This is a genomic window from Paenalcaligenes suwonensis, assembly GCF_011290505.1.
GTDB lineage: Bacteria > Pseudomonadota > Gammaproteobacteria > Burkholderiales > Burkholderiaceae_B > Paenalcaligenes > Paenalcaligenes suwonensis.
Genome location: NZ_JAANPV010000001.1, coordinates 75,715 through 100,197 on the forward strand (window position 1 = coordinate 75,715; position 24,483 = coordinate 100,197).

The window sequence follows — 24,483 nt, forward strand, 5'->3', positions numbered from 1 at the left end:
CAGTTTGTACTGAAGGTATGTGCTCTTAGGGTTTATGCCGCTATGCGCCTAGGTATAGATGGGCTACCATTAAATGGTCTTACCACTTTACCAAATGTGCGGTATCTACCCCGTGATGGCAATTGCGCCTACGACCTTAGCGGCCGCACATCTGATCCATTTGTACATGGATTGCTGACAGGGGCCTTATGTCTGACCTTCATGAACACACTCTTTATGCGGAATATCAGTTTGACCCTGTGGACAGGGATGCACTGATTGCCGCATTGCAAAAAGCGACTTCTGCTGACGCCGTTTTGCACACCCAAGAACAACTGAAGCCTTACGAGTGCGACGGTTTTACGCTGATTCGTAATATGCCTTTGTTGGTGGTAATGCCTGCCAACGAAGATGAAGTCGTGCGGGCAATTAAAGTCTGTGCGGATATGGGGGTGCCTATTGTGGCACGCGGTGCAGGTACCGGTTTGTCGGGTGGTGCTATGCCGCATCCGCAAGGTGTGCTGCTGTCCTTGGCGAAGCTGAACAAAATTCTGAAAATCGACCCTTATGCGCGCACAGCCATTGTGCAGCCAGGGGTACGTAACCTAAAAATCTCGCAAGATGCGGCGCAGTACGGCCTGTATTACGCGCCCGATCCATCGTCGCAAATTGCCTGTAGTATCGGCGGTAACGTGGCCGAAAACGCGGGTGGTGTGCACTGTTTGAAATACGGCTTAACTATCCACAACTTGTTGAAGTTGCGCGTAGTAACCATTGATGGCGACATTTTAGAAATTGGTAGCCATGCGCTGGATGTACCAGGCTTTGATCTGCTGTCGTTGATGACAGGCTCTGAAGGGATGTTGGCAGTGGTCACTGAAGTGACCGTGAAGCTCACCCCTACACCGCAATTAGCGCAGTGTATTTTGGCTAGTTTTGATGACGTTTCTAAAGCCTGTGATGCGGTAGCTAACGTGATTGCTGCCGGTATTATTCCTGCCGGTTTGGAAATGATGGATCAGCCCGCAACGGTAGCAGTAGAAGCTTTTGTGAAAGCCGGTTACCCCTTGGATGCTGCCGCAATTTTGCTGTGCGAGTCCGACGGAACACCTGAAGAAGTGGCGGCTGAAGTGGCCCGCATGAAAGCGGTATTAACCGAAAGCGGTGCTACCGAGATTCGTGTGTCGCAGTCTGAAGAAGAGCGCGCCCTATTCTGGGCGGGTCGTAAGGCAGCGTTTCCCGCCGCCGGTCGTATCTCTCCTGACTATATTTGTATGGATGGCACCATCCCACGCAAACGCCTGTCAGAGATGCTGGTCACCATGCAAGAGCTAGAGAAAAAACACAACTTGCGTTGCTTGAACGTGTTTCACGCGGGCGACGGTAACTTGCACCCGCTGATTTTGTTTGATGGCAGTATTGCCGAAGAAAAAGATCGCGCCATGGCATTTGGGGGCGACATTCTGGAGCTTTCCGTGAAACTAGGTGGTTCTATTACGGGTGAGCACGGCGTGGGCGTAGAAAAAATCGACCAAATGTGTGTGCAATTTAGCGATCAAGAGCGCACGCGTTTCTTTGATGTAAAAGCGGCTTTTGATCCCGATGGCTTGTTGAATCCGGGTAAGCATATTCCTACCTTGAACCGCTGTGCTGAAATGGGTTTCATGCACGTGCATCACGGTGAAGTGCCCTTCCCCGATATTCCACGCTTCTAACTTGCCATCCGGAGTGATACGTAATTATGACGACAACGCATCTTATTAAGGACTGGCAGGAACAACTTGCACAGGCCACAGCCAATCACACACCCTTGCAGTTGTGTGGTTCAGGTAGTAAAAATTTTTACGGTCCACAAGCCCAAGGGCAGGTACTAGACCTGCGCGCAAACCAAGGCGTAGTGGACTACGAGCCGTCTGAGTTAGTGATGGTAGTGAAAGGCGGCACACGGTTAAGCGAGGTTGAAGCAATGCTTGCCGAACGTAACCAGTGCTTGGCGTTTGAGCCGCCTCATTTTGGGCCAGAAGCCACGATAGCGGGTTGTATTGCCGCGGGCTTGTCGGGCCCACGTCGCGCTAACGCAGGTGGTCTGAAAGACTTTGTGTTGGGCGTAAAGATTGTGGATGGTTTAGGTCAACACTTAAGTTTTGGCGGCCAAGTGATGAAAAACGTGGCGGGCTACGATGTGTCGCGCGTGATCGCTGGCAGCTTCGGTAGCTTAGGCGTGATTGACGAGCTGTCTATCAAAGTCTTGCCTATACCTGAGCGCACCCTAACCTTGCGCTTGAACCTGACACAAGACAAGGCACTGGACTTGTTCAATACCTTGGGTGGTCAGCCTGTAGCAATTTCTGCGACAGCATGGTTTAACGATCAAGCGTACATCCGTTTAAGTGGTGCGCCAGAAGCGCTACTGGCGGGTAAAAACGCATTGGTGGTGACGAGTTGTCTGAGGCAGAAGCCGCAGAACTGTGGACACACATTCGTGAGCAGCAGCACCAGTGGTTCCAGCGTCAAAACGCGGGCCATTTGTGGCGTTTGTCGGTGCCTAGCACCACGCCTGTCATCGACAGTGGTGCAGATGTATTGGTGGAATGGGGCGGCGCGTTGCGCTGGCAGTTCAGCACCGCTAGCGAAGCAGAAGTACGTGCACAAGTCAGCAAAGTGGGTGGTACGGCGAACGTGTTTCGCGCACAAGGTGCAGTAACGTCGGCCTTCCATCCTTTGCCTGAGCCTATGTTGCGCTTGCAGCAGCGATTGAAAAAAGCGTTTGACCCTGCCGGTGTATTGAACCCAGGTCGTCTTTATACGGGAGTTCTGTAATGCAAACCGTATTGGCAGAAGAGTTTATTGGCACCCCTGAAGGGGAAAAAGCCAAAGAGGTGATTGCGAAGTGTGTGCACTGTGGTTTCTGTAATGCCACCTGCCCTACTTACCAATTGCTGGGTAACGAGCTAGATGGCCCACGTGGGCGTATCTACATGATGAAAGAGATGTTCGAAGGTAAGACCGTAACCGGCATTACCATGGAACACTTGGATCATTGCTTAACTTGCCGCGCCTGTGAAACCACCTGTCCTTCAGGTGTGCGTTACAGCGAATTGGTGGAAGTGGGCCGACGCGTTCTGGAAACCAAAGTAGAACGCCCCATGAAAGACAAAGTGGTGCGTTGGGGCTTGAAGGAATTGGCCTCTAACCCCGCTGTGTTTTCTAAAGTGGCCGCCGTGGGCTACAAAGTGCGCCCATTGCTAACCGAAAGCTTGCAAGAGTTGTTACCCGAGCGTAAGGCGGAGTCGTTGCCGCTGCCTACCCGTGTGCATCAGCGCAAAATGCTGCTGTTGGATGGCTGTGTACAACCTACGCTGACGCCGCAAACGAACATCGCGGCTATACGTGTGTTAGATGCCATGGGTATCACCTTAGTACGTATAGAAAAAGCAGGCTGCTGTGGTGCGATTAAACACCACATGAATGACTTAGAAGGTGCGCAAGAGCAAGCACGACGCAATATTGATGCGTGGTGGCCCATGATTTCTGGGCAGCAAGCCGATGCCATCATCAGTACCGCCAGTGGGTGCGGGGTGCAGCTAGAGCATTACGGCGATTTATTGGCGAACGATGCGCAATACGCCGACAAAGCCCGTACGGTATCGGGTATGGCGCGCGACATTAGCCGTGTGGTGCAAGACGAATTGGCGTTGTTGGATGCCGAATTGTTGCCGCAAACCGCACAACCTTTGAAAATTGCCGTGCAAGAGCCATGTAGCTTCCAGCACGCCCTGCAAAACAAAGGTTCTATTTCGTCCTTGCTGAAAGCCTTTGGCTTTAACCCTGTAGCAGTGCGTGATGGTCACTTGTGTTGTGGTTCTGCCGGTACGTACTCGGTGCTGCAACCAGAACTGTCCGAGCAACTGCGTACTAACAAGTTGGAGTCACTACAGATTAACTCACCCGATATGATCGTGACTGCCAACGTGGGCTGTTATGGTCACTTGGCAGCCAAGTCGCCTATTCCTATTCAGCACTGGATAGAGTTGGTAGACGAGGTAATACGCGTGTCGGGCCGTCAGTCTTTAGTGGCCGATGCGGTCACTGCATGAGGGCCATCTACGCTAGGTATGTAGCCTATACGCAGACCTAAGCGCAGTGTGATATCACGCAGTATGGTGATGATCTGTTCTACATTGGGGCGACGTAAACCGTCGATGCGGGCAATATGCGGCACGTTAATGGCTGCATGGATTTTGCCCGCTACCCCAAACACGGGCATAGCAATGTTGGTTACGCCCTGAATCTGAATGCTGGGCATGGTGGCATAGCCTTGTTGGCGCACAGCGTTCAGTATTTTGGTCAGCGCTTCGGGTTCGTGCGCGATCTCACCATCAATTCTGACATGATGGTTCAACATACGTGCGCGTGCCAAATCGTCGGCAAACGCGAGTAACACGTGCCCCGACGAGGTGTCGGTTAACCCTATTTGTGCACCGGTTTTCAACCCAAATGACCAGCGTTCTGGGCTGTCATTTTGTGCCGTAATCATCACCCTACCATTTTGATACAGCGCCAAGTGGCTGGATTGCATGCTGCGTTCTGACAGCTCGGCCAGCAGGGGTAGTGCCTCTTTAATCAGCGATTTGATGGGCTCTTGCTCGTGCGCCAACGTGAAAAGTTTCAGCGTTAAGGCGTAGCGATCACGGTCGTTGATGTGTATGTAGTTGCGCTGGTGCAAGGTGCTGACCATGCGGAAAATTTCATTTACGCTGCGCCCCAATACCTGACTGAGCTCATTGAGCGTGTACCCCTGTGGGGTCTTACTTAATACTTCCAGAATATCCAAACCTTTTTCCAAGGCTGGGGCGCTGTAGCGGGCGTCTGCGCTGGCTGTTTTTTTGGTGGGAGCGGGCGTGGTCATAGTCATTTTTATTTTATATGTGAGTTTTTCATTTTACATGCAAGTAAAAAAAGCGGCCTTTTGAATTAGGGAGGTAATGGCTTAGGGATTTCACTAATAAGAACAGCTTTCAAATACCGTAACGTATGCCGTGAAGTATTACACAACGTATGCAATAACCCTTTGAGGATTATTGCGATTTTTCGCACAAAGGATGCGCAGCGATGAAAGGTCGTTTAGAAAATAAAGTGGCACTTATTACCGCTGCTGGACAAGGTATAGGCCGTGCGACGGCTGAGGCCTTTTTAGCAGAAGGCGCGAAAGTGATCGCTACTGATATTAACCCAGCCTTATTGGCCGACTTGCAGGGTGCAACCGTTGCTAAACTGGATGTGACGGACGGTAAAGCGGTGGCAGCGTTTATTGCAACGTTAGGCCCGGTGGACGTGCTGTTTAATTGCGCAGGCTATGTACATCATGGCTCCATTTTGGAGTGTGATGAAGCAGCGTGGGAACGCTCCATGGATCTGAATGTGAAATCTATGTATCACACGATCCGTGCTGTACTGCCCGGCATGCTTGAGCGTGGCAACGGTTCGATTATTAACGTGGCGTCGGCGGCATCCAGCATCAAAGGGGTGCCTACACGTTGTGTGTACGGGACGAGCAAAGCAGCGGTGATTGGGTTGACCAAGTCCGTAGCAGCAGATTTCGTTACCCAAGGCGTGCGTTGTAATAGTATTTGCCCCGGCACAATTGAATCCCCTTCCCTGCGTGAGCGCATTGCGACACAGGCATCGAACTTGAACAGCAGCACAGATGCCGTGGAAAAAGCCTTCATTTCCCGTCAGCCAGTCGGTAGACTCGGCCGTCCTGAAGAAATTGCAGCCATGGCCATTTATTTGGCTTCTGATGAATCCCGTTTTACGACCGGCACCAACATGGTGATCGACGGTGGTTGGTCTAACTAGTAGAGGAATAGAACAATGAAATTAGTACGTTTTGGCGCAGTGGGCCACGAGAAGCCCGGTTTGGTTGATGCGCAGGGTCAAGTGCGTGACTTGTCTGGCGTGGTGAGCGATATTACCGCTGACATGCTGAGCGATGCTGGTTTGGCTAAGCTGAAAGGCGTAGATATCAACAGTCTACCTGTTGTACAAAACCCCGGCCGTTACGGTGTACCTTTTGCGGGGTTGGGTAAATTCATTTGTGTGGGTTTGAACTACAGTGACCACGCGGCCGAAACCGGCCAAGAAGTACCGGCTGAACCCGTACTGTTCAACAAATGGTCCAAACCTACTGGTGCAAACGACAACGTTGTGATGCCCAAGAACTCCGTCAAGACAGATTGGGAAGTTGAGCTGGGGGTGGTGATTGGTAAAAAAGCACGTTACGTCAGCTTAGAAGAAGCAATGGAATACGTGGCTGGTTACTGCGTGGTGAACGATGTGTCTGAGCGCGAATACCAAGTAGAGCGTTGTGGTACTTGGGATAAGGGCAAAGGTTGCGATACCTTTGGTCCAGTAGGTCCATGGTTGGTTACACGCGATGAAGTGGCTGATCCACAAAATTTGAAAATGTGGTTAGATGTAAACGGCAAGCGTTACCAAGATGGTAGTACCGCCACCATGGTGTACAACGTGGCGTTCTTGGTGCATTACATCAGTCAGTTCACTACCTTGTACCCCGGCGATTTGATTTCTACCGGTACGCCTCCTGGCGTAGGTATGGGCCAGACACCTCATGTGTATCTGAAAGCCGGTGACGTCATGAATGTAGGTATTGAAGGCTTGGGTGAGCAGCGTCAAGAAGTACACGCCTGGTCGGCTGATTTGCTGGACTAAGCTTTAGCGCTTAATAGCAGCACCAAAAATTCAAGCCTTGCATAGAGATCCATGCAAGGCTTGAATCATTTACGGGCAGGCAAAGCGCTTAGTGCATACGGGCTTTGTGGGGGCACGCAGTGCGCACAATGGCTTGGATAATGAGGTGATGCAGTTCTACTGGTACATCATGCCCCATGCCTGCTATAGGCATGAATGTTGCGTTGCTAATCGTTGCCGCTGTGTCTTCGCCACAGGCTAACGGTATTAATGGATCGTCTGTGCCGTGAATCACCAACGTAGGTGCAACGATACTCGCCAAGGCAGGGCGTAAGTCACCCGTTGCCACAATGGCGGCAAGTTGTCGGCCCAATGCAGTGGGGTCGTAGGCGGTATTGGCTTCTTCTAGTATGAGTGTGCGCTGTGCTACGTCATCGAAAAAATAACCTGGACTAGCGATACGTTTGGCAAATTGCAGGCGATGATTCAAAAACCCTACGGTGTCCTCATGCAAGTTAGGTGCAGGCTGGGTGAGCAAGGCCATGACATCCGGGGCGGCTGACGGTAAGGCGGGGTTACCGGTACTAGACATAATCGAGGTTAAAGTCAGCACGCGTTGTGGATACAAACTCGCCATGAGCTGGGCAATCATGCCACCCATAGACCTACCCACAACGTGGGCGCGTTGAATAGCTAAAGCGTCTAACAAGCCTATGGCATCAGCCGTCATGTCACGCAGTGTGTAGGGAACGGTTGGTTTTTGCTGCGCGGCAACGGCTTGTGCCAGTGCTGCAAAATCGGGCACGGGGTGGTGGGTGAAGTGGGTAGACTGCCCTGCATCCCTGTTATCAAAACGTATGACTCTAAACCCTTGGGCGGCTAAGTCTTCACAAAAAGAGGTGCTCCAGCGGATCATCTGGGTGCCTAAGCCAGAGATCAGCAAAATAGTCTGGTCGCGGGCATCCCCAAAGCTGTCATAGCCCAGAGTGATGCCGTTGGCGGTGATGTGTTGCATGGTAATTCCAATGTGCCAGCCGTGATTAAACGTGGGTGGCACCAAATGCGAGTGTCATGGTGTGTGTTTGAACGTCAGTAGGCCATTGGCTTATCTGTGCTTGTAAGGCAGCGGCATCGTTGGCAAACAAAGCACGCGTGGCTTCTTCAAAGCCGGGCAAGTCGCCCGCAATGGCGACCATAAAGTGGTAGGTGCGCTCATGTGCTTTACGACGGTGGTCTTTATCGCTGTTGGCGCGTTTGGCGGCTTCCACCAGCTTGCGTAGGGTGACGGATGCGCCACCGGGTTGTTGCGCTAACCATTCCCAATGACGCGGTAATAAGGTGACTTCCCGTGCGACTACGCCCAGTTTGGGACGACCGCGACCGCGTGGTGTAGCGTCTTCTTGTGGTGCGGTGACGGGTGCTGTATCCGCTGCAGGGCGAAGTCTTTCCAGTACCTCGGCGTCGGAGCCGCGTGTGTCTACCTCTACGGTGCGGCCAGTGGCATCATCAAACAGCATTACCGCGTGGGTAGTGCCTTGTTCAAGAGCACGCTTGATAGCCAATGCGTTGACCTGCAAAGTGCCAGTCGCTAAACGACGGTGACCGTCAAAGCTGGTGTAGGTGTGCGTATCAGACATAGCCAAATCTATAAAAGTGACAATGTGCTTATTTTTACCCTGATAAAATCAATAGTCAATATTACCCGGGTAAAATATTTCGCGACTGTAGTGCAATGCACCACACGCAAAAACACCCGCATTAAGCGGGTGTAGATGTGTAGCCAGACAGTAGTGTTTAGGGGGTGTCGCGTAGGGCAGTCATGTAGCTAGGTAGATGCTTAGCGGGCTCGCTGGCCACTATGTGCAGGCGTTCTATGGTTTTGTCTATAGACAACCGTAGGTGATCATCTAAGGCTTGAGCTGCTGCGTCGGGTTGGCGTTGCATCAAGGCTTGCATGATGCGCCTATGCTCTTCTAAAAACGGGTCCATAGCGGGCAGCTTTAGGTAGCCGCCCAGCATGTGTTTGTTATTGATCAGCAAGGCTTGGGTATGGCCCAGCAACTTAATCAGTTCTTCGTTTTGGCAGTAGCTTAAACAGCGAAAATGCAGGTCTTTTTCTAGGTCGTCTAGCTCGGCTTCGCTCACATTAGGGTAGCGTTTGCTAATGGCCTCTAAGCGTTCCCACATGTGGTTAAGTACCTCTTGTGGAATGTGCTCTACGCTTTTGCGCAATGCGGGCGGTTCTAGGTAGCGGCGTATTTCGTATAGTTGACGTACACGCTCGGCTGTCATGGGCACGATAGACCAACGTCCCGCTGGGTCTTTTTCCACCAAACCTACCCCTTCTAAGCGCATGAGCACTTCGTGGGCAACAGTACGGCTGACATCAAAGCTTTTAGCCAGCTCGGTTTCTACTATACGTACGGGGCCAAAAATGGCGTGATTACAGACTTCACGTTCTACGTCGTCGTAGACCTGAATCCAAGAGTCAGGTGAGCGAAGTGCATCGCCAAAAGGTTCTAAAGCGGACAGCTCAAAGCTACTGAGACGGGTCACTTTTTGTTTGACATTGCTAGGCCCTACCACTACACCACGGCCACTATGCTTGTAGACCACATTTTGATCTATCAAGGCTTTTAGGGCGGCTTTCACCGGGGTGCGGCTAACGTTGAATGCCTGGGCCACCATGCTTTCATTGATCAGATCACCGGCTTTCAGCACGCGCTGCGCAATCGCTGTGCGTAGTGCCGTGGCGATGGCTTCGTAAAGCGGTACTGCTGCGGTTTTTTGCTCCGTATTCTGTTGCATACGCCTGAAAGTAGCCCCGTGTGGGTGTAAGGGAAAAAGTCTGCTGAACATCATGCCAGATTATGCGGTAGCTGACCATGATCGTACTGACCCCTAGCGTGCATATTCAATTTTCTGGAAAACCCCAATTCATATTAATGAACTTTGTGTGCAATGATCATTGTCATCAGTAAAAGTTATTTTTATAAATGCGTTATTAAAAAGCAGAAAACTCTCACGAAGACGTACTGATATTCCACCAAACAAGGGGAGACCTCTATGAGCAACACAAAGGCAACTTTTTCTGTAGTTCGCAGACAAGTAGTGCAATACGGTGTAGTAGCTTGTGCAATGGGGATAGCGGGGTTGGCTAGTAGCCCTGCAATGGCTCAGGGCTATCCTTCCAAACCTATCACCATGTTGGTGCCATGGGCGGCGGGTGGTGGCACTGATGCTGTCGCTAGAGCGGTGGCAGCAGCCATGGAGAAAGACTTAGGTGTGGTGATTAACGTGGTGAACCGCCAAGGGGGAAGCGGCGTAGTAGGGTTAAATGCCATTGTGTCGGCAAAGCCTGATGGTTACACCATTTCTTTGTTTTCAGGTGAGCTGACCATGATGCACTGGCAGAACCTCACCAATTTGACCTACCAAGATATTACGCCCGTAGGGATGGTGAACTTTGACTATGCCGGCTTACAGGTGTCGTCAGAATCGTCGTATCAGAGCGCTAAGGATTTGTTGGCTGCTGTCGCGGCAGATCCTACTGGAACGTTCAAAGCTTCGGGTACTGGGCAAGGGGGGATTTGGCATTTAGCGCTTACAGGGTTGTTGTTGAATCAGCAAATGCCTGCCGATCAGGTGACGTGGATTCCTAGTCAAGGTGCTGCGCCAGCGATGGTTGAGTTGGCATCGGGTGGCATACAGATAGTGCCATCTGCATTGGCTGAGGGGCGTGCCATGATTGAGGCCGGGCGCTCTCGCCCTCTGGCAGTGATGGCGCCTGAGCGAAATCCTAGTTTCCCTGAGGTTCCCACATTGAAAGAGCAATTGGGCACGGATTACACCATTGGTACATGGCGTGGTGTGATTGGCCCCAAAGGTATGGACCCAGCAATCGTAGCGAGATTAGAGCAAGCGGTGAAAGTGGCTTACGACAGCGAGTTTTATCAGTCTTTCATCAAAAACCAAGGCTTTGGTGCGGAATATCGTGATGCTAAGTCGTTTGGGGAGTTCTTGGTGGAGAACGATGCCTTTATGGGTGAGTTGCTGCGAGAAAGTGGCTTGGCGAAAAAATAATAACACTGCATAGGGCTGCCTAGTGATAGGTAGCCCTGCCAAGAAGGGAGAAGTCCATGCGAGACATCGTAATAGGCGTGATCTTTGCCATATTGGGCGTACTAGTTATTTGGCATGCCAGAGAGTTTCCTACTGTAGGCAGTTTAAGTTATGGCGCATCACTGTTTCCATCAGTGACTGGCGCAGGTATGGCATTGGCGGGATTAGCCTTGGTTTTTGGCAATATCAAATCGGTCTTGGCGTCGCGTCAACAGAGTGTGTCAGTACCTGTTTCTGTGCGGGTGGTACAGGGAGTGCGGGTGGTTTGTCCTTGTTTGCTCGTGGTGCTGTACATCTATACCAGTGACAGAATAGGCGCGATGCCCATGTTGGCAGTAGTGATGTTCGTGCTCCTGTGTTTAGGCAAGGTGTCGTTAAGGCTGTCTATCCCTACCTCGTTACTGGGTGCAGGCCTTATTTACTACGTATTTACCGAGTATTTGCTGGTGCCATTGCCAGAAGGCTTGTTGGGTTAATCACCGGAGCGAACCATGCATGAAATTTTGAGTGGTATGGCACTGGTGTTTAATGCCGAAGTGCTGTTGGTAGTGCTGGCTAGTGCGGTATTTGGCGTATTTGTGGGGGCTGTACCAGGGTTAACGGCGACGTTAGCGGTAGCGCTGTTGGTACCAGTCACCTTTCATATGGATGCGATTCCTGCGATTGCGGCTATTGTGACCTCGTCTGCCATGGCGATTTTTTCGGGTGATATTCCCGGGGTGTATTTGAACATTCCCGGTACGCCCTCTTCTGCTGCTTATGTGTCCGATGCGTATAAGTTAAACAAGCAAGGTAAGTCGCGCCAAACTTTAGGTGTGATGTTGGTGTGTTCGGTAATTGGTGGGGTGGTGGGTGCCACCATGTTGATGCTGGTGGCACCTACGTTGGCCGAGTTTGCACTGAATTTCAGCTCGTTTGAGTATTTCTGGTTAGCGGTTTTGGGCTTGAGCTGCGCCGCCTTTATTGCGTCGGGTTCATTGGCGAAATCGCTGTTGTCTATGATGCTGGGGCTGTTTGTGTCCACCATAGGGTTGGACATTATTACGGGTACGCCACGCTTTACATTTGATGTGCCAGATTTGCTAGCAGGCGTGAACTTCATCCCTGTAATGATTGGTTTTTTTGCTATCAGCGAAGTGATGTTCTTGTACCGGAATTTAGATCGTACCAATACGTTGACAGCAATGCAGCGCGAAACGGGTGCGGTATTTACCGGCGTGTGGGCGACTATTCGCAAATACTGGTATGGGCTGACTCGTGGTAGCACCATTGGCTTGGTAACGGGTGTACTGCCCGGTGCAGGGGCGGACGTTGCTGCATGGATTGCGTACGGTATTAGTAAACGTCGCTCTAAACAGCCAGAAAAATTTGGCACGGGTCATGTAGAAGGAATTGTGGATGCAAGCTCAGCGAATAATACGTCAGTGATTAGTGCGTATGTACCTGCGCTGGTCTTCGGTATTCCTGGGGACTCTATTACAGCTATTGTGATCGGTGTCCTGTATGTGAAAGGGATTAACCCTGGCCCTACTATTTTTAGCGGTGAGAGTGCATTGGTGTATGGACTGTTCACGATTTTCTTTATTGCTAACCTCGTTCTGCTGCCGGTGGGGTATATGGCCATACGCTTGGCTTATGTACTGAACCGTGTCTCGATTCGAGTATTGATGCCTATTATTCTGTGCTTCTGCATAGTGGGGGCATTTGCCATTAATAATACAGCGATGGATTTGTGGATCATGTTGGTAGCTGGCGTGGTTGGGTACATCATGATTTCGGCAGGTATTCCACTGGCTCCTGCTATTTTGGGACTAGTGTTAGGCAATACTTTAGAAAGTAGTTTCATGAGTTCTATGCTTAAAGCCAATGGAAACTTGCTGGACTTTGTGGCGCGGCCACTGAGTGCCACCTTAGCCAGTTTTGTTGTGTTGATTTTCGTTTTTCCGTTGCTGCTGCGTTGGATCAAACGCTATCGAGAGGTAGCCGCTACGAACCATTTAACGGCACAGAAAAACCACCATTGAAAGAGAGGTTGATGTGAGTATCGCCATTGAAGATCTGAATCGTTTTGTTCAGCAACTGTTTGTGGCAGAGCAGGTAGATCCCGTTGTCGCTCGTGTGGTCAGTGATGTGTTGGTCGCGGGGGACCGTCTGGGGCAGCATACCCATGGGGTGAAGCTAGCAAGAGGTTATTTGCGGGACATACGAAATGGGCATGCTGCTATAGATCCACAGCGTCTGACTGTACTGAAGTCTTCGCCTGTTTTGCGCTTGTATGATGCTCAGTACTTGTTAGGGCCCTATGTACTGCATGAGACATTGCAATGGGCCAGTGCTGCGGCTCGTGAGTACGGTATAGGGGTGGCAAACATCCGCCAGAGCCATCATATTGCGTGCTTGGGAGCGTATTTAAAAAGTGTGGTGGATCAAGATCTGGTGTGCGTGATTATGTCGTCTGATCCTGCAGCAGCGTCAGTGGCACCGTTTGGTGGTACACGTGCCATACAAACCCCTAACCCCTTGGCGATGGGTATTCCCGGTGAGCCAGAACCGATTTTGATTGATGTGAGCATGTCTAGCATCACCAATGGCATGGTGGGTAAGCAGCGGCAGCTAGGTAAGAAGTTAAACCACCCTGTGCTACTTACGGCGGACGGCACACTCTCGGACGATCCGGAAACGGCTTTTGCATCGCCGCCTAGCACTATCTTGCCGTTAGGGGGTATGGAATATGGGTACAAAGGCTTTGCCTTAGGGTTAATGGTAGAAGCATTGACCTCAGGCATTGGGGGCTTTGGGCGTAAGGACAAACCCACAGGTTGGGGGGCATCTGTCTATATACAAGTGATTGATCCTGAATACTTAGGTGGGTTGCAAGCGCTAAAAGACGAGGTGGCTTTCTTGTCTGAGCAGGTGTCTACCAACCCACCTATAGATCCAGCACGACCACCTCGCATGCCAGGGTGGAATGGGATGGCGAATTGGCATAAAGCGGACTGCCAAGGGGTACAACTGCCGGAAGATGTGATTGCAGAATTGCGTCAGGCAGCGATAGAAACAAGGCTAGGTTATCCGTTTTAAGGGTGTGGTAAGAACTGGTGCAGTAGCACATATTGCCCAGTTTTTTTACCGCATATGTATGGTTATTGCATGCATTATTCAATATTGGTGTGACGATGAATAAATCAACTCTTTCTAAACAGCTAGTACGCCTGAGCGAACAAGACAATGTGGCCGTGGCCTGTGTGGCACTACCTGCCAGTACCACGGTTAGTGCTTTTGGCGTAGTGACTACTGCTTCTATTCCAGTGGGGCATAAGGTGGCACTAGCGCCTATTGTGCGTGGCGATGCCATACGCAAATATGGGCAAATCATAGGCTTTGCATCATCCGATATTTTGGCTGGCGAACATGTGCATGTGCATAACGTGACGCTGCATGATTTTGATAGGGATTACGCCGTAGGTCAGGACGTAAAACCTACCCAGTATGTAGAGAAACCGGCCACTTTCCAAGGATATAAACGCCCTAATGGCAAGGTGGGTACACGTAACTATTTGGGGATTCTGACCACCGTCAATTGTTCGGCAACGGTGGCGCGCCAAGTGGCCGCACAAGTAGAGCGCAGTGGCATGTTGGCGAACTACCCAAACATTGATGGTGTCGTGGCGCTGACCCACGGTACGGGTTGCGGTATGGCGGACTCAGGGGAAGGGTTTGCGCTGTTACAGCGCACGATTTGGGGTTATGCGCAGCACCCTAATTTTGCTGGCATTTTAATTTTGGGTCTGGGGTGTGAAGCCAACCAAATACGGTATCTAGTGGATGCATACAACCTAGAAGACACCGTGGATTGTCGCGTACTGAATATTCAGGACACCGGCGGTACAGCGAAAACTGTAGAAAAGTGCTGTGAGTATTTGGCTGACATGATGGTGTTTGCGAATGAGCATCAGCGCGAAACTGTGCCTGCCAGTGAACTGATTCTGGCGCTGCAGTGTGGGGGCTCGGACGGCTATTCCGGTATGACTGCTAACCCTTCTCTGGGGGTAGCGGCGGATATCTTAGTACGTCACGGTGGTACAGCCGTGCTGTCTGAAACACCGGAGGTGTATGGGGCCGAACACTTGCTCACGCGTCGTGCAGTCAGTGAGAAAGTGGCCGATAAGCTCATCAAACGCATACGTTGGTGGGAAGACTACACCGCCCGTAACGACGGGAAGATGGATAACAACCCTTCACCAGGTAATAAGGCGGGTGGGCTGACCACTATTCTAGAAAAGTCGCTGGGTGCGGTGGCTAAAGGTGGCAGTACCAATTTGGTGGATGTGTACCAATACGGTGAGCCTATACGTGAGCGTGGTTTTGTATTTATGGACAGTCCTGGTTATGACCCTGCCTCTGTGACGGGTCAGGTGGCCAGCGGAGCCACCATGATTTGTTTCACCACAGGACGCGGCTCGGTTTCAGGGTTTAAGCCTGTGCCATGTATCAAAGTGGCGACGAACAACACTATGTACAACCGTCTGAAAGATGACATGGATGTGAACTGTGGCGAGATCATCGATGGTGATCAAACCGTAGAACAGTGCGGGCAAGAAATTTTTGAATTGATCTTAAGAGTGGCATCTGGCGAACCAACAAAGTCTGAAGCCCAAGGGTTTGGTGACTGTGAATTTGTGCCTTGGCAGATTGGAGCAGTCATGTAAGTCAGGATGTATGGCATCCAACAATAAGGAAGGAGACAACACTATGAGTACTCAACGTTTTGCAGGGCGTGTGGCAGTGGTGACTGGAGGTGCCTCTGGAATAGGCTTAGCCATTGCGCAGCGCTTACGCCGGGAAGGTGCGCAGGTGGCCGTATGGGACCGCGATCAGCAGCGGCTGGCGGAGGTGGCGAAAACAGAAGATGTGCATGTGTATGATGTGGCATTACAAGACTACAGCAGCGTACAACGTACATATGCACAAACGAAGAAAGACTTAGGAAACGTCGATATTTTAGTGTGCAGTGCGGGGATTACCGGGCCGAACACCACGGTTATTGATTACGGCGTAGAAGACTGGAAAGAGGTGTTTGATATTAATGTACATGCTCTCTTCCATTGCAATAAAGTGGTGATGGAAGATATGGCTGCTCAGCAGTATGGTCGAGTGGTGAACATTGCTTCTATTGCGGGTAAAGAGGGGAACCCTAATGCGTCGGCATATAGCGCCTCAAAGGCTGCTGTGATTGCGTTGAGTAAATCGTTGGCTAAAGAGGTAGCGACCAAAGGCGTGACGGTGAACAGTATTACCCCTGCAGCCGTAGAAACGCCCATGTTTGCACAGATGACCCAAACACACATTGACTACATGCTGTCCAAGATTCCTATGCACCGTTTCGGTAAAGTAGAGGAAATGGCGTCTATTGTGTGTTGGCTAGCATCAGAAGAGGCATCGTTCTCCACGGGGGCAGTATTTGATGTGTCGGGTGGGCGTGCTACCTACTAACAGGCAACGTGAAAGGTAGGGCGGCATAAGCCGCCCTACTTCTTACAGATAAAGGTGACCGCGTAAGGTCACCACCGCATTGCCCGAAATCAACACGCGGTCGCCAGCGACTTCACAATGTAAGTAGCCACGGCGTGCGCCACCTTGTTGAGCACGCAACTGGGTTTTACCTAAGCGTTGTGCCCAGTAAGGGGCAAGCGCGGTGTGAGCAGAACCGGTAACGGGGTCTTCGCTTACGCCCACGTTAGGCCCAAACCAACGCGTCACAAAATCTAGCGTTTTGCTGGGGGCAGTCACGGCCACACCGCGATTAGGCAAGCCTCTTAGGCGGGCCAGATCAGGGGCAAGGCGTGGGATGAGGTTTTCATCTTCTATCACCACAATGTAATCGTCCGAAGACAGTACGGTGGCTGCTTCTACGCCCAAAGCATCTAACAAGCCATCAGGGATGGCACACGACTGTGGCGGGCGGCTGGGGAAATCCATCTCTAACCCATGAGGGGAGCGGCGCACCGACAGGCGGCCACTGCGGGTAGAGAAATGTATAACGTCGTTGGGGTAGTTCAGCTCGTGCATCAGCACCCAGGCGCTGGCTAAGGTGGCATGGCCGCACAAATCTACTTCTACCTCGGGAGTGAACCAGCGTAGGTGATAGCCGTGTTCGTCAGGCACAAAGAATGCGGTTTCCGATAAGTTGTTTTCGGCGGCGATGTTTTGCAAAGTTTTGTCGTCTAGCCACGCGTCTAACGGGCATACCGCAGCGGGGTTACCTTCGAAGGGCTTAGAGGCAAATGCATCAACTTGATAGAGTGGGAGTTGCATAGTAGTTCCTGAAAATGCATGGCTAGAGCCCTGACGACGCAACGTCAACGGCCAGAAACTCTAACGCTAGCACTGGAGTCGCGCCACAGCAAGAAAGTCCCTGCGCTTCCCTGTTTATTTCAGGTTACGGCGTGCTCGTTGGCAGATGCGTTGGGTGGCATCGGTAGGCGATTCGGCCAGCCATCGTGTGCATAGCGCTTGTACCCAGTCAGGTTGGTCTTTACCGGCGTCGTTTAACCAGTTGGCAACAGAATCCTGTACATAAACGGATGGGTCGGCACGCAGTGCTTCCAAAATAGGTAATGCCAACTGTGGCTCTTTTTTAAAGGCGGCAATGTGCGCACACCATACCCCGCGTGGGCGTAGCGCTTCGCACGCAAAACGTCGTACCCATTCCGAGGGTGATGCCGTCCAAGCCGTCAATAACGTAATGGCGCTGTCTAGTTCGTTCACCAAGTACGGGCGCACAGCCATCCATGACCATTCTCGCACCCCAAAGTGTTCATCATCGGCTAAGGGGCGTATGGCGGCTAAGCGTTTGTCTAGCGGTAGTGGGGCCTGCGCACCAATCATAAAACATGCCCACCCGCGTACGGTGTCTGAGGGGTGTGCCAGGCAGGTGGTCAATGCGTCGTTGCCCACTTCGGTTTGCAGCAAGGTTCCCATGGCGACCATACGGCGCAATATACCTAGCTCAGTAAAGGCGTGGGCTTTGTGCAGAACATCAGTAGACAGAGAGGGAAATACGGTACATAGCAGCCGGTATTGGTCTACGGCTAAGCCCTCGGTCAGCGTAGCACTGGGAATCTGTCCCACTGACAAGGCTTCCAAAATATCAGGAGGGATATCAGCGACGCGGTTTGCACCTTTACGTGGAGGTGTAGCGCTCATGGTGTGGGGGTACCTTGTGTGGGAAGGTGCTGGGCCACTTTGCTAAGCAGGGTCGATAGCTGCTCTCGTTCGGTGGCGGTGAGCGATGCATAAAGACTGGCAATCCAACGGCTATGTTGTTCAAACACCTGAGCGGCCAGAGCTTTGCCAGTGTCAGTTAAGCGTATGCACAATGCGCGTCTATCGACGGGATCGGCATGGCGGGCGATTAAGGCATCGCGCTCTAAACCATCCAGCAATCCGGTAACCGTGGCACGGGTCACGCCCGCTTGTTCAGCCAAGGCGGCTGGTGCTAACCCATCGGGGGCGTTATCCAATAAAAATAACAAAATAAAGCGCCCTTCTGACAGCCCATGCGGGGCTAGCTGTACCGCGCAGTCTCTATCAATAGCCGCGGTTAACGACAACATTTGAAAACACAAACGAATGTTATCCACATGCGGAAGTTGCTGCTGTTGAGCTACGCTGAGTAGCGCGCGATATTTTTGTTCCATAGCCAAATCACCATATAGTATGGTGGCTAATTATATAGAAATTGAGGGGAATGCGCAGCAACGTTATGCACAGGCTGTGACGGCGAGATAAGGGTGATGCAGAAAGCAAAACGGCGTGTAGAGTTTTCTACACGCCGTTTTTGTACTGACGATATTGCTTACAGACCCAGTTCGTCTGCAATATGACGTGCAATGGGCATGGCGCCTGTTGCAGCAGGGGACGGTGCATTCAAAATAGCGGTAAGGCCGCCAGAATGCTTGATCAAAAAGTCATCCACTAAGGAGCCGTCGGGACGTACGGCTTGGGCGCGGTTAGCGCTGCGGTAAACGCGTAGGTCAGACAAGGTCACAGTGGGGCAATACTTACGCACAGCATCCAGATAGACTTGCTTGAACAATGAACCTTTAAGCTCGTTCCAGGTGGCGCGTGGGTGTTTGGCTAACATTTTCCACAGGCCGCTGTAGCTCAGGGCAGACCACGCGTCGCGCATGTCTACGCTGAAATGGCTGTATTTTTCTCGTGCTAAGGCCAAAACAGCGTTGGGGCCTACGGTGATGGTGCCATCAATCATAGGTGTGAGGTGTACCCCTAAAAATGGCAAGGTGGGGTCGGGTACGGGGTAAATCAGGCTGTGTACAACTTTGTTTAGGTGGGCTGGCAACACAAAGTATTCGCCACGAAACGGCAAAATCCTAATGCCTGGGTCCATACCCAACATGCGGGCAACGCGGTCAGAGGCCAAGCCCGTGCACGCAATAATGTGCCCTGCTTCGATGTGTTGATTACCGGCTTGTACACGGTAGGCCGAACCCACTTGGGTGACGGATGTCACCGGAGCATTAAACAGCACTGTGCTGCCTGCGTTTTCTACATCGGCCAATAAGGCTTTGGTGATGCCCGCGTAGTCAGTAATGGCAGTTTCAGGGATGCGTAGTGCGGCAAGCCCAGTAATTGCGGGTTCTAACCTACCTAAGTCAGCTTGGGTAAGTTGTTCGGTGACTACCTCGTTTTCGATGGCGCGCTGCTCAAGTTTGTACAGGTTTTCTTGTTCTTGAGGCGTCGTCGCCACCAGCAGTTTGCCGCGAGCTTCGTAGCCAATGTGGCGGGCGGCACAGAAGGCTTTGATTTCACTTAGCCCTTCTCGGCAAAAACGCGTTTTTAAGCTACCGGGGGTGTAGTACACCCCAGAGTGCACCACGCCACTGTTGCGGCCAGTTTGGTGAAACGCCGGTTGGGCTTCTTTTTCGGCCACCAGCACACGGGCGTGGGGGCGGCGTTTGACGATTTCGGCAGCCAGCGCAGCTCCAACAATGCCTGCGCCAATAATGAGGTAATCGTATTTCATGAGTGGGGTGATTCCGGTGACGTTCTTTGTGCTTAGCTTTGTCCGCGCATGGATTCCCAACGTCGTCGTGTGGGCTGCATATGTTCTACGACGAGATGGGCCAAGGTGGCGCGGTCTTGCTGCTCTATGGCATTTACCATGGCAGCGTGTTCAGAGATCGCTTGTTCTAACCACTGTCTATCGGTCATACCGTAGGAGCGTATGGGGTTAGAGGCCTCGGTGTAAAACGCAATGGCTTTGCACAGGGTTTCATTGCCACACAGGGCAAAGATCTGGCGATGGAACTCATCATTAAATTGATGAATAAGCCGTGGGTCTGCCCCAACCGATGCGGCCGCGGCATACTGTATGTGCAGCGTTTTCAGTGCATCTAATTCTGCGGCAGACACAGGAAACGGCATGATCATGACGGCTTCTTTTTGCAGCAAAGCGCGCAGGTGGTACAGCTCTTCTACTTCTTGAGTCGTGAAGTCTTTGACGCGGGCAGAACGCGAACGTGGCTTCACCACGATTTGGCGAGCGACTAGCTCTTGAATGGCGGCGCGCACGGCATGACGCTTGGCGTCAAAGCGTGCCATCAGTGTGTCTTCAATCAACTCTTGATGAGGGCGCAGATGGCCGAAAATAATATCGGCTTCCAGTTCTTGGGCGATTAGCTCAGCAGAAGATGGGGCAAGGGTTTCAGTACTCATCGGACAATCAGTTCCAGCGTCGAGGGTTGGTCCCAGATCCAGCCGTGTGGTGTGCGATGCAGTTCAGGAAAATGCCCCGGCACGACGATGTCGGCGTTATCGGCTATCCACTGCAGTGTTTTACTGGATTGGCGGTCCGGGTCATATTCATTGGCAGCCGACAGTGTAGCCAGTTCGCGGTAGGTTTTACAGGCATCGCCCGCCAAGACTACGCGCTTGTTTTCTGGGTTCACAAAGTGCAGTAAGTAGCTGCCTGTGGTGTGACCGGGGGCTTGCCTATAGAACAGGCCGGGGGCCAACTCGCCTTCGGGTTCGTGTATGAGTTGCAGGTTTTGGCGCTGCAGGTATTCGTTCATGCCTTGGCTGCCAAACACATCTTCAGATGCAGGGTGTTGGGAGTAGTCCCATTCGGCCGAGCTGACGTAAATGGTGGCATTGGGGAATAGATCAATGTTGTTGATGTGATCGAAATGCAGGTGCGACAAAAACACGGTTTTGATGTCGGCAGGTTTAAGGTTGCGTTCTGCTAACGCATTCAACAACAGCAGTCGGGTGGAGTGATGGCCGGTATCAAACAAGATAGGGCCGTGGCCGTCTACGTTGACTAACACCACAGCCGAAAAACCAAAGAATCCACCTTTAAAACTGAGGCAGTTCCCTTCAACAAGAATGTCATGTTGCACAGCCATGTGCGCTCCTTATTATACGGACTTATTAATTATCAATAATACTATCAATATAGATATTTTTGTTCTGGATTGTGTCTGTTTTGTGGCTATTTTAGGGTTTATTCTAATATAGACATTGGGTTTAAAGCACTTTACACTACGATCCATCTTATCGATACTATTATTAATAATATCGATTTTCCCTACAACGGAGGAAACATGAACGCCTATAAAAGCATGATTGCAGGTGCTGCATTGGCCCTAGCCAGTGCGACTACTTATGCAGCAACAACGTGGCAAATGGCCACCCCTTATCCTGATGCCAACTTCCACACTCAAAACATCCAGCAGTTTGCTAAAGATGTGGAAGCAGCCACAAACGGCGAGCTAAAAATCAACGTGCACCCTGCGGGTTCATTGATCAAGCACCAGGAAATCAAAAATGCGGTGCGTTCGCAGCAGATAGAAACGGGTGAGTTCATCATTTCTAACTTGGCGAATGAGAACCCAATGTTCGCGTTGGACTCCGTACCGTTTGTAGCGGTGTCGTTTGATGACGCGGCCAAAATGTACGTGGTGTCTAAACCTGAACTGGAACGCCTGTTGGGTCGCCAAAACCTGAAAGTATTGTTCTCGGTAGCATGGCCTCCACAAGGGCTGTACACCGATCGCCCTATAGAAAAGATTGAAGATCTGAAAGGCATCAAAATGCGTGCATACAGCCCGCAAACCGAACGCCTAGCGCAATTGGCGGGTGCGGTGCCGACACAGGTAGAAGTGCCTGATTTGGCACAAGCGTTCACCACAGGCCGTGTGAACGCGATGATTACGTCCACTTCTACTGGTGTGAACACCACGGCGTGGGATTACCTGACGCACTTCTACGATGTGGCGGCATTCTTGCCTAAGAACGTTGTGGTGGTGAACCAGCGTGTGTTTGATGGTTTGGATGAAGCCACTCAGAAAGCGGTGTTAGATGCGGCGGCTGCTGCAGAAAAACGCGGTTGGGAAATGGCCGAAGCCGATCACATTGCACAGCGTAATGTGTTGGAACAGCACGGTATCAAAGTGAGTGCAGGCTCTGAGGAGCTGAATGCTGCCCTGCATAAAGTGGGTGAGCAGATGGCAGCAGAGTGGGCGAAAGAAGCCGGCGACGAAGGTGAGGTCGTGCTTGAGGCTTACCGCGCCAACTAACTTCTGACTGTAATTCGCCAGCGCAGTGATTCCTGCGCTGGCATCTTGATGTGGGCAAACTGCCATGCGCAAAATCTTGGATGGCCTTTATACGATCAGTGCAGGTTTAGCTGCACTGTCGTTGGCGAGCATAGCCGCTATTGTTTTTGGTCAGGTGATCTTCAATACGATCGATTACGTGGCTCTTCGTTTCTTTGATCAGAGTTTTGGCTTGCTGATCCCTTCCTATTCGCTGTTTTCAGGTTATGCGCTGGGTTTTGCCACGTTTTTATCCTTGGGTTTGGGGTTACGCAAAGCCGTACATATACGGGTGACCTTGCTGGAGTCCAAGCTGCCTTCTCCTATACGTAGAGGCACACTGACCATCATCGCGCTGTTAGGGGTAATGATGGGTGTGCTGTTTACCTATAGCTTGGGTGTGTTGGCCTACGAGTCCTTTTTGTGGGGCGACCGTGCCAGTGGTTTAGTCAAAGTGCCTTTGTGGATACCGCAAAGCGTGTTGTGTGTGGGGTCGGCTGTCTTTTTGGTCGCGGCACTGGACACCTTGCAGGAAATTGTACGTACAGGTCGCAGCGATGCGCTGGCGGCGGACTCGGTTGCTGAGGAGGCGCTGTAATGTCTGATGTAACCATGTCATTGATTATGGTGGGCGTGCTGTTGGGCTGCCTAGCCATAGGGTTGTGGGTGTCTATAGCACTGTTTGTGACAGGCATAGTGGGCATACTGTTGTTTTCCAACGCCCCTATTGTGAGTGTGTTGGCGACCAATATTTGGAGTTCGTCAGCAGAATGGTCACTCGCGGCTTTGCCCTTGTTTATCTGGATGGGTGAAATTCTATTTCGCTCACGCATGTCGCAAGACTTGTTTTCAGGGTTGGCACCGTGGATGCGGTCGCTACCGGGTGGTTTAGGGCATGTGGGTATTTTGGCGTCAGGAATTTTTGCGGCGGTAAGTGGTTCGTCGGCGGCAACATGCGCCACAGTGGCTAAGGTCGCTGTGCCTGAGCTCAAACAGCGTGGCTACGATGAAAGCTTGATTTTGGGGACGATTGCAGGCTCTGGCACCTTAGGCTTGTTAATACCACCCTCCATTATTTTGATTGTGTACGGTGTGGCCGCCGAGCTGTCCATCGCCCGCTTGTTTATTGCGGGTGTGGTGCCCGGTGTATTGGTGATCTTGTTGTTTATGGCGTATGTCGCCATTTGGTCTACCAAGAACAAAGACAAAGTACCGGCCAAAGATCCGCCCATGAGCTTTGCTCAAAAAATGAAAGCCACACGTACGTTGTTACCTGTGACGCTGCTCATTTTGGGTGTGATTGGCTCTATTTATTCTGGTTTGGCCAGCCCAACCGATTCGGCTGCTGTGGGTGTAGTGATTGCATTGCTGCTAAGCTGGATTTTTGGTGATTTGAACTGGAAAACCTTCAAAGAAGGTCTGGTCGCTGCCACCTTGTCATCGTCCATGATTGCGTTGATTTTGGCGGGTTCGGCGTTCTTGACCATTGCGATGGGCTATTCCAACCTGCCTATGAATTTGGCTCGCTGGATTGGCGATTTGGGCTTGAATAACTACGCACTGTTGGCGGCGTTAACGGTGTTCTTTATTGTGCTGGGTTGCTTCCTAGATGGTATTTCCATCGTGGTGCTGACCAGCGCGGTGTTGTTGCCAGCGGTACAGGCTGCAGGATTAGACCCAATTTGGTTTGGTGTGTACTTGGTGCTGGTTGTAGAAATGGGGCAATTAACCCCACCAGTAGGTTTGAATTTGTTTGTGCTGCAAGGCATGACAGGCAAAGATATTTTGTTCTTGTCCAAAGCGGCGTTGCCATTCTTCTTGATGTTGCTGCTAACGATCTTGTTGGTGGTGATGGTGCCTGACATTGTGCTGGGCTTGCCCAAAATGATGTACGGCTAAGTAGTACCAAGCCACCTATTGGGTGGTCTATACCTCTGATGAATTTATAGCCCGGTTATTGCGTAAGCGATAGCTGGGTTTTTTTCGTGGCGACGCGGTAGCCACAGGTTTTTCCTAATTGTGGTGGGTGTGTGAACTGTTTATTGTGGAGTCG

General features: G+C 51.5%; 25 protein-coding genes. 15 read left to right on the top strand and 10 right to left on the bottom strand.

From position 1 onward, the window contains the following. The first annotated feature begins 188 nt into the window (after window positions 1-188). From GY634_RS00320 to glcF, 4 genes are read left to right on the top strand one after another with little or no spacing between them, the layout of a single operon-like run. Window positions 189-1,694, top strand: a complete 1,506-nt coding sequence (locus tag GY634_RS00320; RefSeq protein WP_166406597.1) for an FAD-linked oxidase C-terminal domain-containing protein — start codon at window positions 189-191, stop codon at window positions 1,692-1,694. Between the two features lie 26 nt (window positions 1,695-1,720). Beyond that, complete coding sequence (gene glcE, locus GY634_RS00325) at window positions 1,721-2,683, top strand: glycolate oxidase subunit GlcE (protein ID WP_242683563.1); 963 nt, start codon at window positions 1,721-1,723, stop codon at window positions 2,681-2,683. Next, window positions 2,659-2,799: an FAD-linked oxidase C-terminal domain-containing protein gene (locus GY634_RS17200; RefSeq protein ID WP_242683564.1), complete on the top strand. Its 141-nt coding sequence runs from the start codon at window positions 2,659-2,661 to the stop codon at window positions 2,797-2,799. Before glcE ends, GY634_RS17200 begins: the two co-directional genes overlap by 25 nt. Then, window positions 2,799-4,076, top strand: a complete 1,278-nt coding sequence (gene glcF / locus GY634_RS00330) for a glycolate oxidase subunit GlcF (protein WP_166406598.1) — start codon at window positions 2,799-2,801, stop codon at window positions 4,074-4,076. Before GY634_RS17200 ends, glcF begins: the two co-directional genes overlap by 1 nt. Here glcF and GY634_RS00335 read toward each other — a convergent pair. Continuing rightward, window positions 4,043-4,888, bottom strand: a complete 846-nt coding sequence (locus GY634_RS00335) for an IclR family transcriptional regulator (protein WP_166406599.1) — start codon at window positions 4,886-4,888, stop codon at window positions 4,043-4,045. The genes glcF and GY634_RS00335 overlap by 34 nt on opposite strands. A gap of 203 nt (window positions 4,889-5,091) precedes the next feature. On the opposite strand from GY634_RS00335, the gene GY634_RS00340 reads away from it, so the two are divergent. After that, entirely contained in the window at window positions 5,092-5,838 is a 747-nt protein-coding gene (locus GY634_RS00340; protein WP_166406600.1) for an SDR family oxidoreductase, read from the top strand. A 15-nt stretch (window positions 5,839-5,853) separates the two neighbouring features. Continuing rightward, the gene (locus tag GY634_RS00345) at window positions 5,854-6,711 is read left to right on the top strand and encodes a fumarylacetoacetate hydrolase family protein (RefSeq protein WP_166406601.1); all 858 of its coding nucleotides are present in this window, start codon (window positions 5,854-5,856) and stop codon (window positions 6,709-6,711) included. An 88-nt stretch (window positions 6,712-6,799) separates the two neighbouring features. Here GY634_RS00345 and GY634_RS00350 read toward each other — a convergent pair whose 3' ends face one another. From GY634_RS00350 to GY634_RS00360, 3 genes are all read right to left on the bottom strand, one after another. Continuing rightward, the gene (locus GY634_RS00350) at window positions 6,800-7,705 is read right to left on the bottom strand and encodes an alpha/beta fold hydrolase (protein ID WP_166406602.1); all 906 of its coding nucleotides are present in this window, start codon (window positions 7,703-7,705) and stop codon (window positions 6,800-6,802) included. A 25-nt stretch (window positions 7,706-7,730) separates the two neighbouring features. Next, window positions 7,731-8,327 (bottom strand): DUF2239 family protein, encoded by a 597-nt coding sequence (locus tag GY634_RS00355; RefSeq protein WP_166406603.1) that lies wholly within the window; start codon window positions 8,325-8,327, stop codon window positions 7,731-7,733. A 157-nt stretch (window positions 8,328-8,484) separates the two neighbouring features. After that, complete coding sequence (locus tag GY634_RS00360; protein ID WP_166406604.1) at window positions 8,485-9,498, bottom strand: GntR family transcriptional regulator; 1,014 nt, start codon at window positions 9,496-9,498, stop codon at window positions 8,485-8,487. 258 nt (window positions 9,499-9,756) lie between these two features. Here GY634_RS00360 and GY634_RS00365 point away from each other — a divergent pair, with 258 nt between their 5' ends. From GY634_RS00365 to GY634_RS00390, 6 genes are all read left to right on the top strand, one after another. Continuing rightward, a complete protein-coding gene (locus GY634_RS00365) occupies window positions 9,757-10,773 on the top strand; it encodes a tripartite tricarboxylate transporter substrate binding protein (protein WP_207625413.1) in 1,017 nt (338 codons plus the stop codon). 56 nt (window positions 10,774-10,829) lie between these two features. Further along, the gene (locus GY634_RS00370) at window positions 10,830-11,288 is read left to right on the top strand and encodes a tripartite tricarboxylate transporter TctB family protein (RefSeq protein WP_166406605.1); all 459 of its coding nucleotides are present in this window, start codon (window positions 10,830-10,832) and stop codon (window positions 11,286-11,288) included. Window positions 11,289-11,303: 15 nt separating this feature from the next. Continuing rightward, window positions 11,304-12,836, top strand: coding sequence for a tripartite tricarboxylate transporter permease (locus GY634_RS00375; protein ID WP_166406606.1), 1,533 nt, complete (start codon window positions 11,304-11,306; stop codon window positions 12,834-12,836). Window positions 12,837-12,849: 13 nt separating this feature from the next. Further along, complete coding sequence (locus tag GY634_RS00380; protein WP_166406607.1) at window positions 12,850-13,893, top strand: Ldh family oxidoreductase; 1,044 nt, start codon at window positions 12,850-12,852, stop codon at window positions 13,891-13,893. Window positions 13,894-13,988: 95 nt separating this feature from the next. Continuing rightward, window positions 13,989-15,521, top strand: a complete 1,533-nt coding sequence (locus GY634_RS00385; protein ID WP_166406608.1) for a UxaA family hydrolase — start codon at window positions 13,989-13,991, stop codon at window positions 15,519-15,521. A gap of 43 nt (window positions 15,522-15,564) precedes the next feature. After that, the gene (locus GY634_RS00390; protein ID WP_166406609.1) at window positions 15,565-16,305 is read left to right on the top strand and encodes an SDR family NAD(P)-dependent oxidoreductase; all 741 of its coding nucleotides are present in this window, start codon (window positions 15,565-15,567) and stop codon (window positions 16,303-16,305) included. A 42-nt stretch (window positions 16,306-16,347) separates the two neighbouring features. On the opposite strand, the gene GY634_RS00395 is transcribed toward GY634_RS00390, so the two are convergent. The 6 genes from GY634_RS00395 to GY634_RS00420 all read right to left on the bottom strand — a co-directional run bounded on the left by GY634_RS00395 (window position 16,348) and on the right by GY634_RS00420 (window position 21,239). Further along, window positions 16,348-17,127, bottom strand: a complete 780-nt coding sequence (locus tag GY634_RS00395; RefSeq protein ID WP_166406610.1) for a PhzF family phenazine biosynthesis protein — start codon at window positions 17,125-17,127, stop codon at window positions 16,348-16,350. A 114-nt stretch (window positions 17,128-17,241) separates the two neighbouring features. Then, window positions 17,242-18,018, bottom strand: a complete 777-nt coding sequence (locus tag GY634_RS00400; RefSeq protein ID WP_166406611.1) for a DNA alkylation repair protein — start codon at window positions 18,016-18,018, stop codon at window positions 17,242-17,244. Beyond that, complete coding sequence (locus GY634_RS00405; RefSeq protein ID WP_166406612.1) at window positions 18,015-18,518, bottom strand: MarR family winged helix-turn-helix transcriptional regulator; 504 nt, start codon at window positions 18,516-18,518, stop codon at window positions 18,015-18,017. Before GY634_RS00405 ends, GY634_RS00400 begins: the two co-directional genes overlap by 4 nt. A gap of 152 nt (window positions 18,519-18,670) precedes the next feature. Next, entirely contained in the window at window positions 18,671-19,858 is a 1,188-nt protein-coding gene (gene lhgO / locus GY634_RS00410) for an L-2-hydroxyglutarate oxidase (RefSeq protein ID WP_166406613.1), read from the bottom strand. Window positions 19,859-19,890: 32 nt separating this feature from the next. Beyond that, window positions 19,891-20,550, bottom strand: coding sequence for a GntR family transcriptional regulator (locus GY634_RS00415; RefSeq protein WP_166406614.1), 660 nt, complete (start codon window positions 20,548-20,550; stop codon window positions 19,891-19,893). Beyond that, entirely contained in the window at window positions 20,547-21,239 is a 693-nt protein-coding gene (locus GY634_RS00420; protein ID WP_166406615.1) for an MBL fold metallo-hydrolase, read from the bottom strand. Before GY634_RS00420 ends, GY634_RS00415 begins: the two co-directional genes overlap by 4 nt. A gap of 198 nt (window positions 21,240-21,437) precedes the next feature. On the opposite strand from GY634_RS00420, the gene GY634_RS00425 reads away from it, so the two are divergent. The 3 genes from GY634_RS00425 to GY634_RS00435 all read left to right on the top strand — a co-directional run bounded on the left by GY634_RS00425 (window position 21,438) and on the right by GY634_RS00435 (window position 24,329). After that, a complete protein-coding gene (locus GY634_RS00425; protein WP_166406616.1) occupies window positions 21,438-22,412 on the top strand; it encodes a TRAP transporter substrate-binding protein in 975 nt (324 codons plus the stop codon). 64 nt (window positions 22,413-22,476) lie between these two features. Continuing rightward, window positions 22,477-23,028 carry a TRAP transporter small permease gene (locus GY634_RS00430; protein WP_166406617.1) on the top strand — a complete coding sequence of 184 codons (552 nt, stop codon included), beginning with the start codon at window positions 22,477-22,479 and terminating at the stop codon, window positions 23,026-23,028. Beyond that, on the top strand, window positions 23,028-24,329 hold the full coding sequence (locus tag GY634_RS00435) for a TRAP transporter large permease (RefSeq protein WP_166406618.1): 1,302 nt from the start codon (window positions 23,028-23,030) through the stop codon (window positions 24,327-24,329). The genes GY634_RS00430 and GY634_RS00435 overlap by 1 nt, the downstream gene beginning before the upstream one ends. Window positions 24,330-24,483 lie beyond the last annotated feature (154 nt).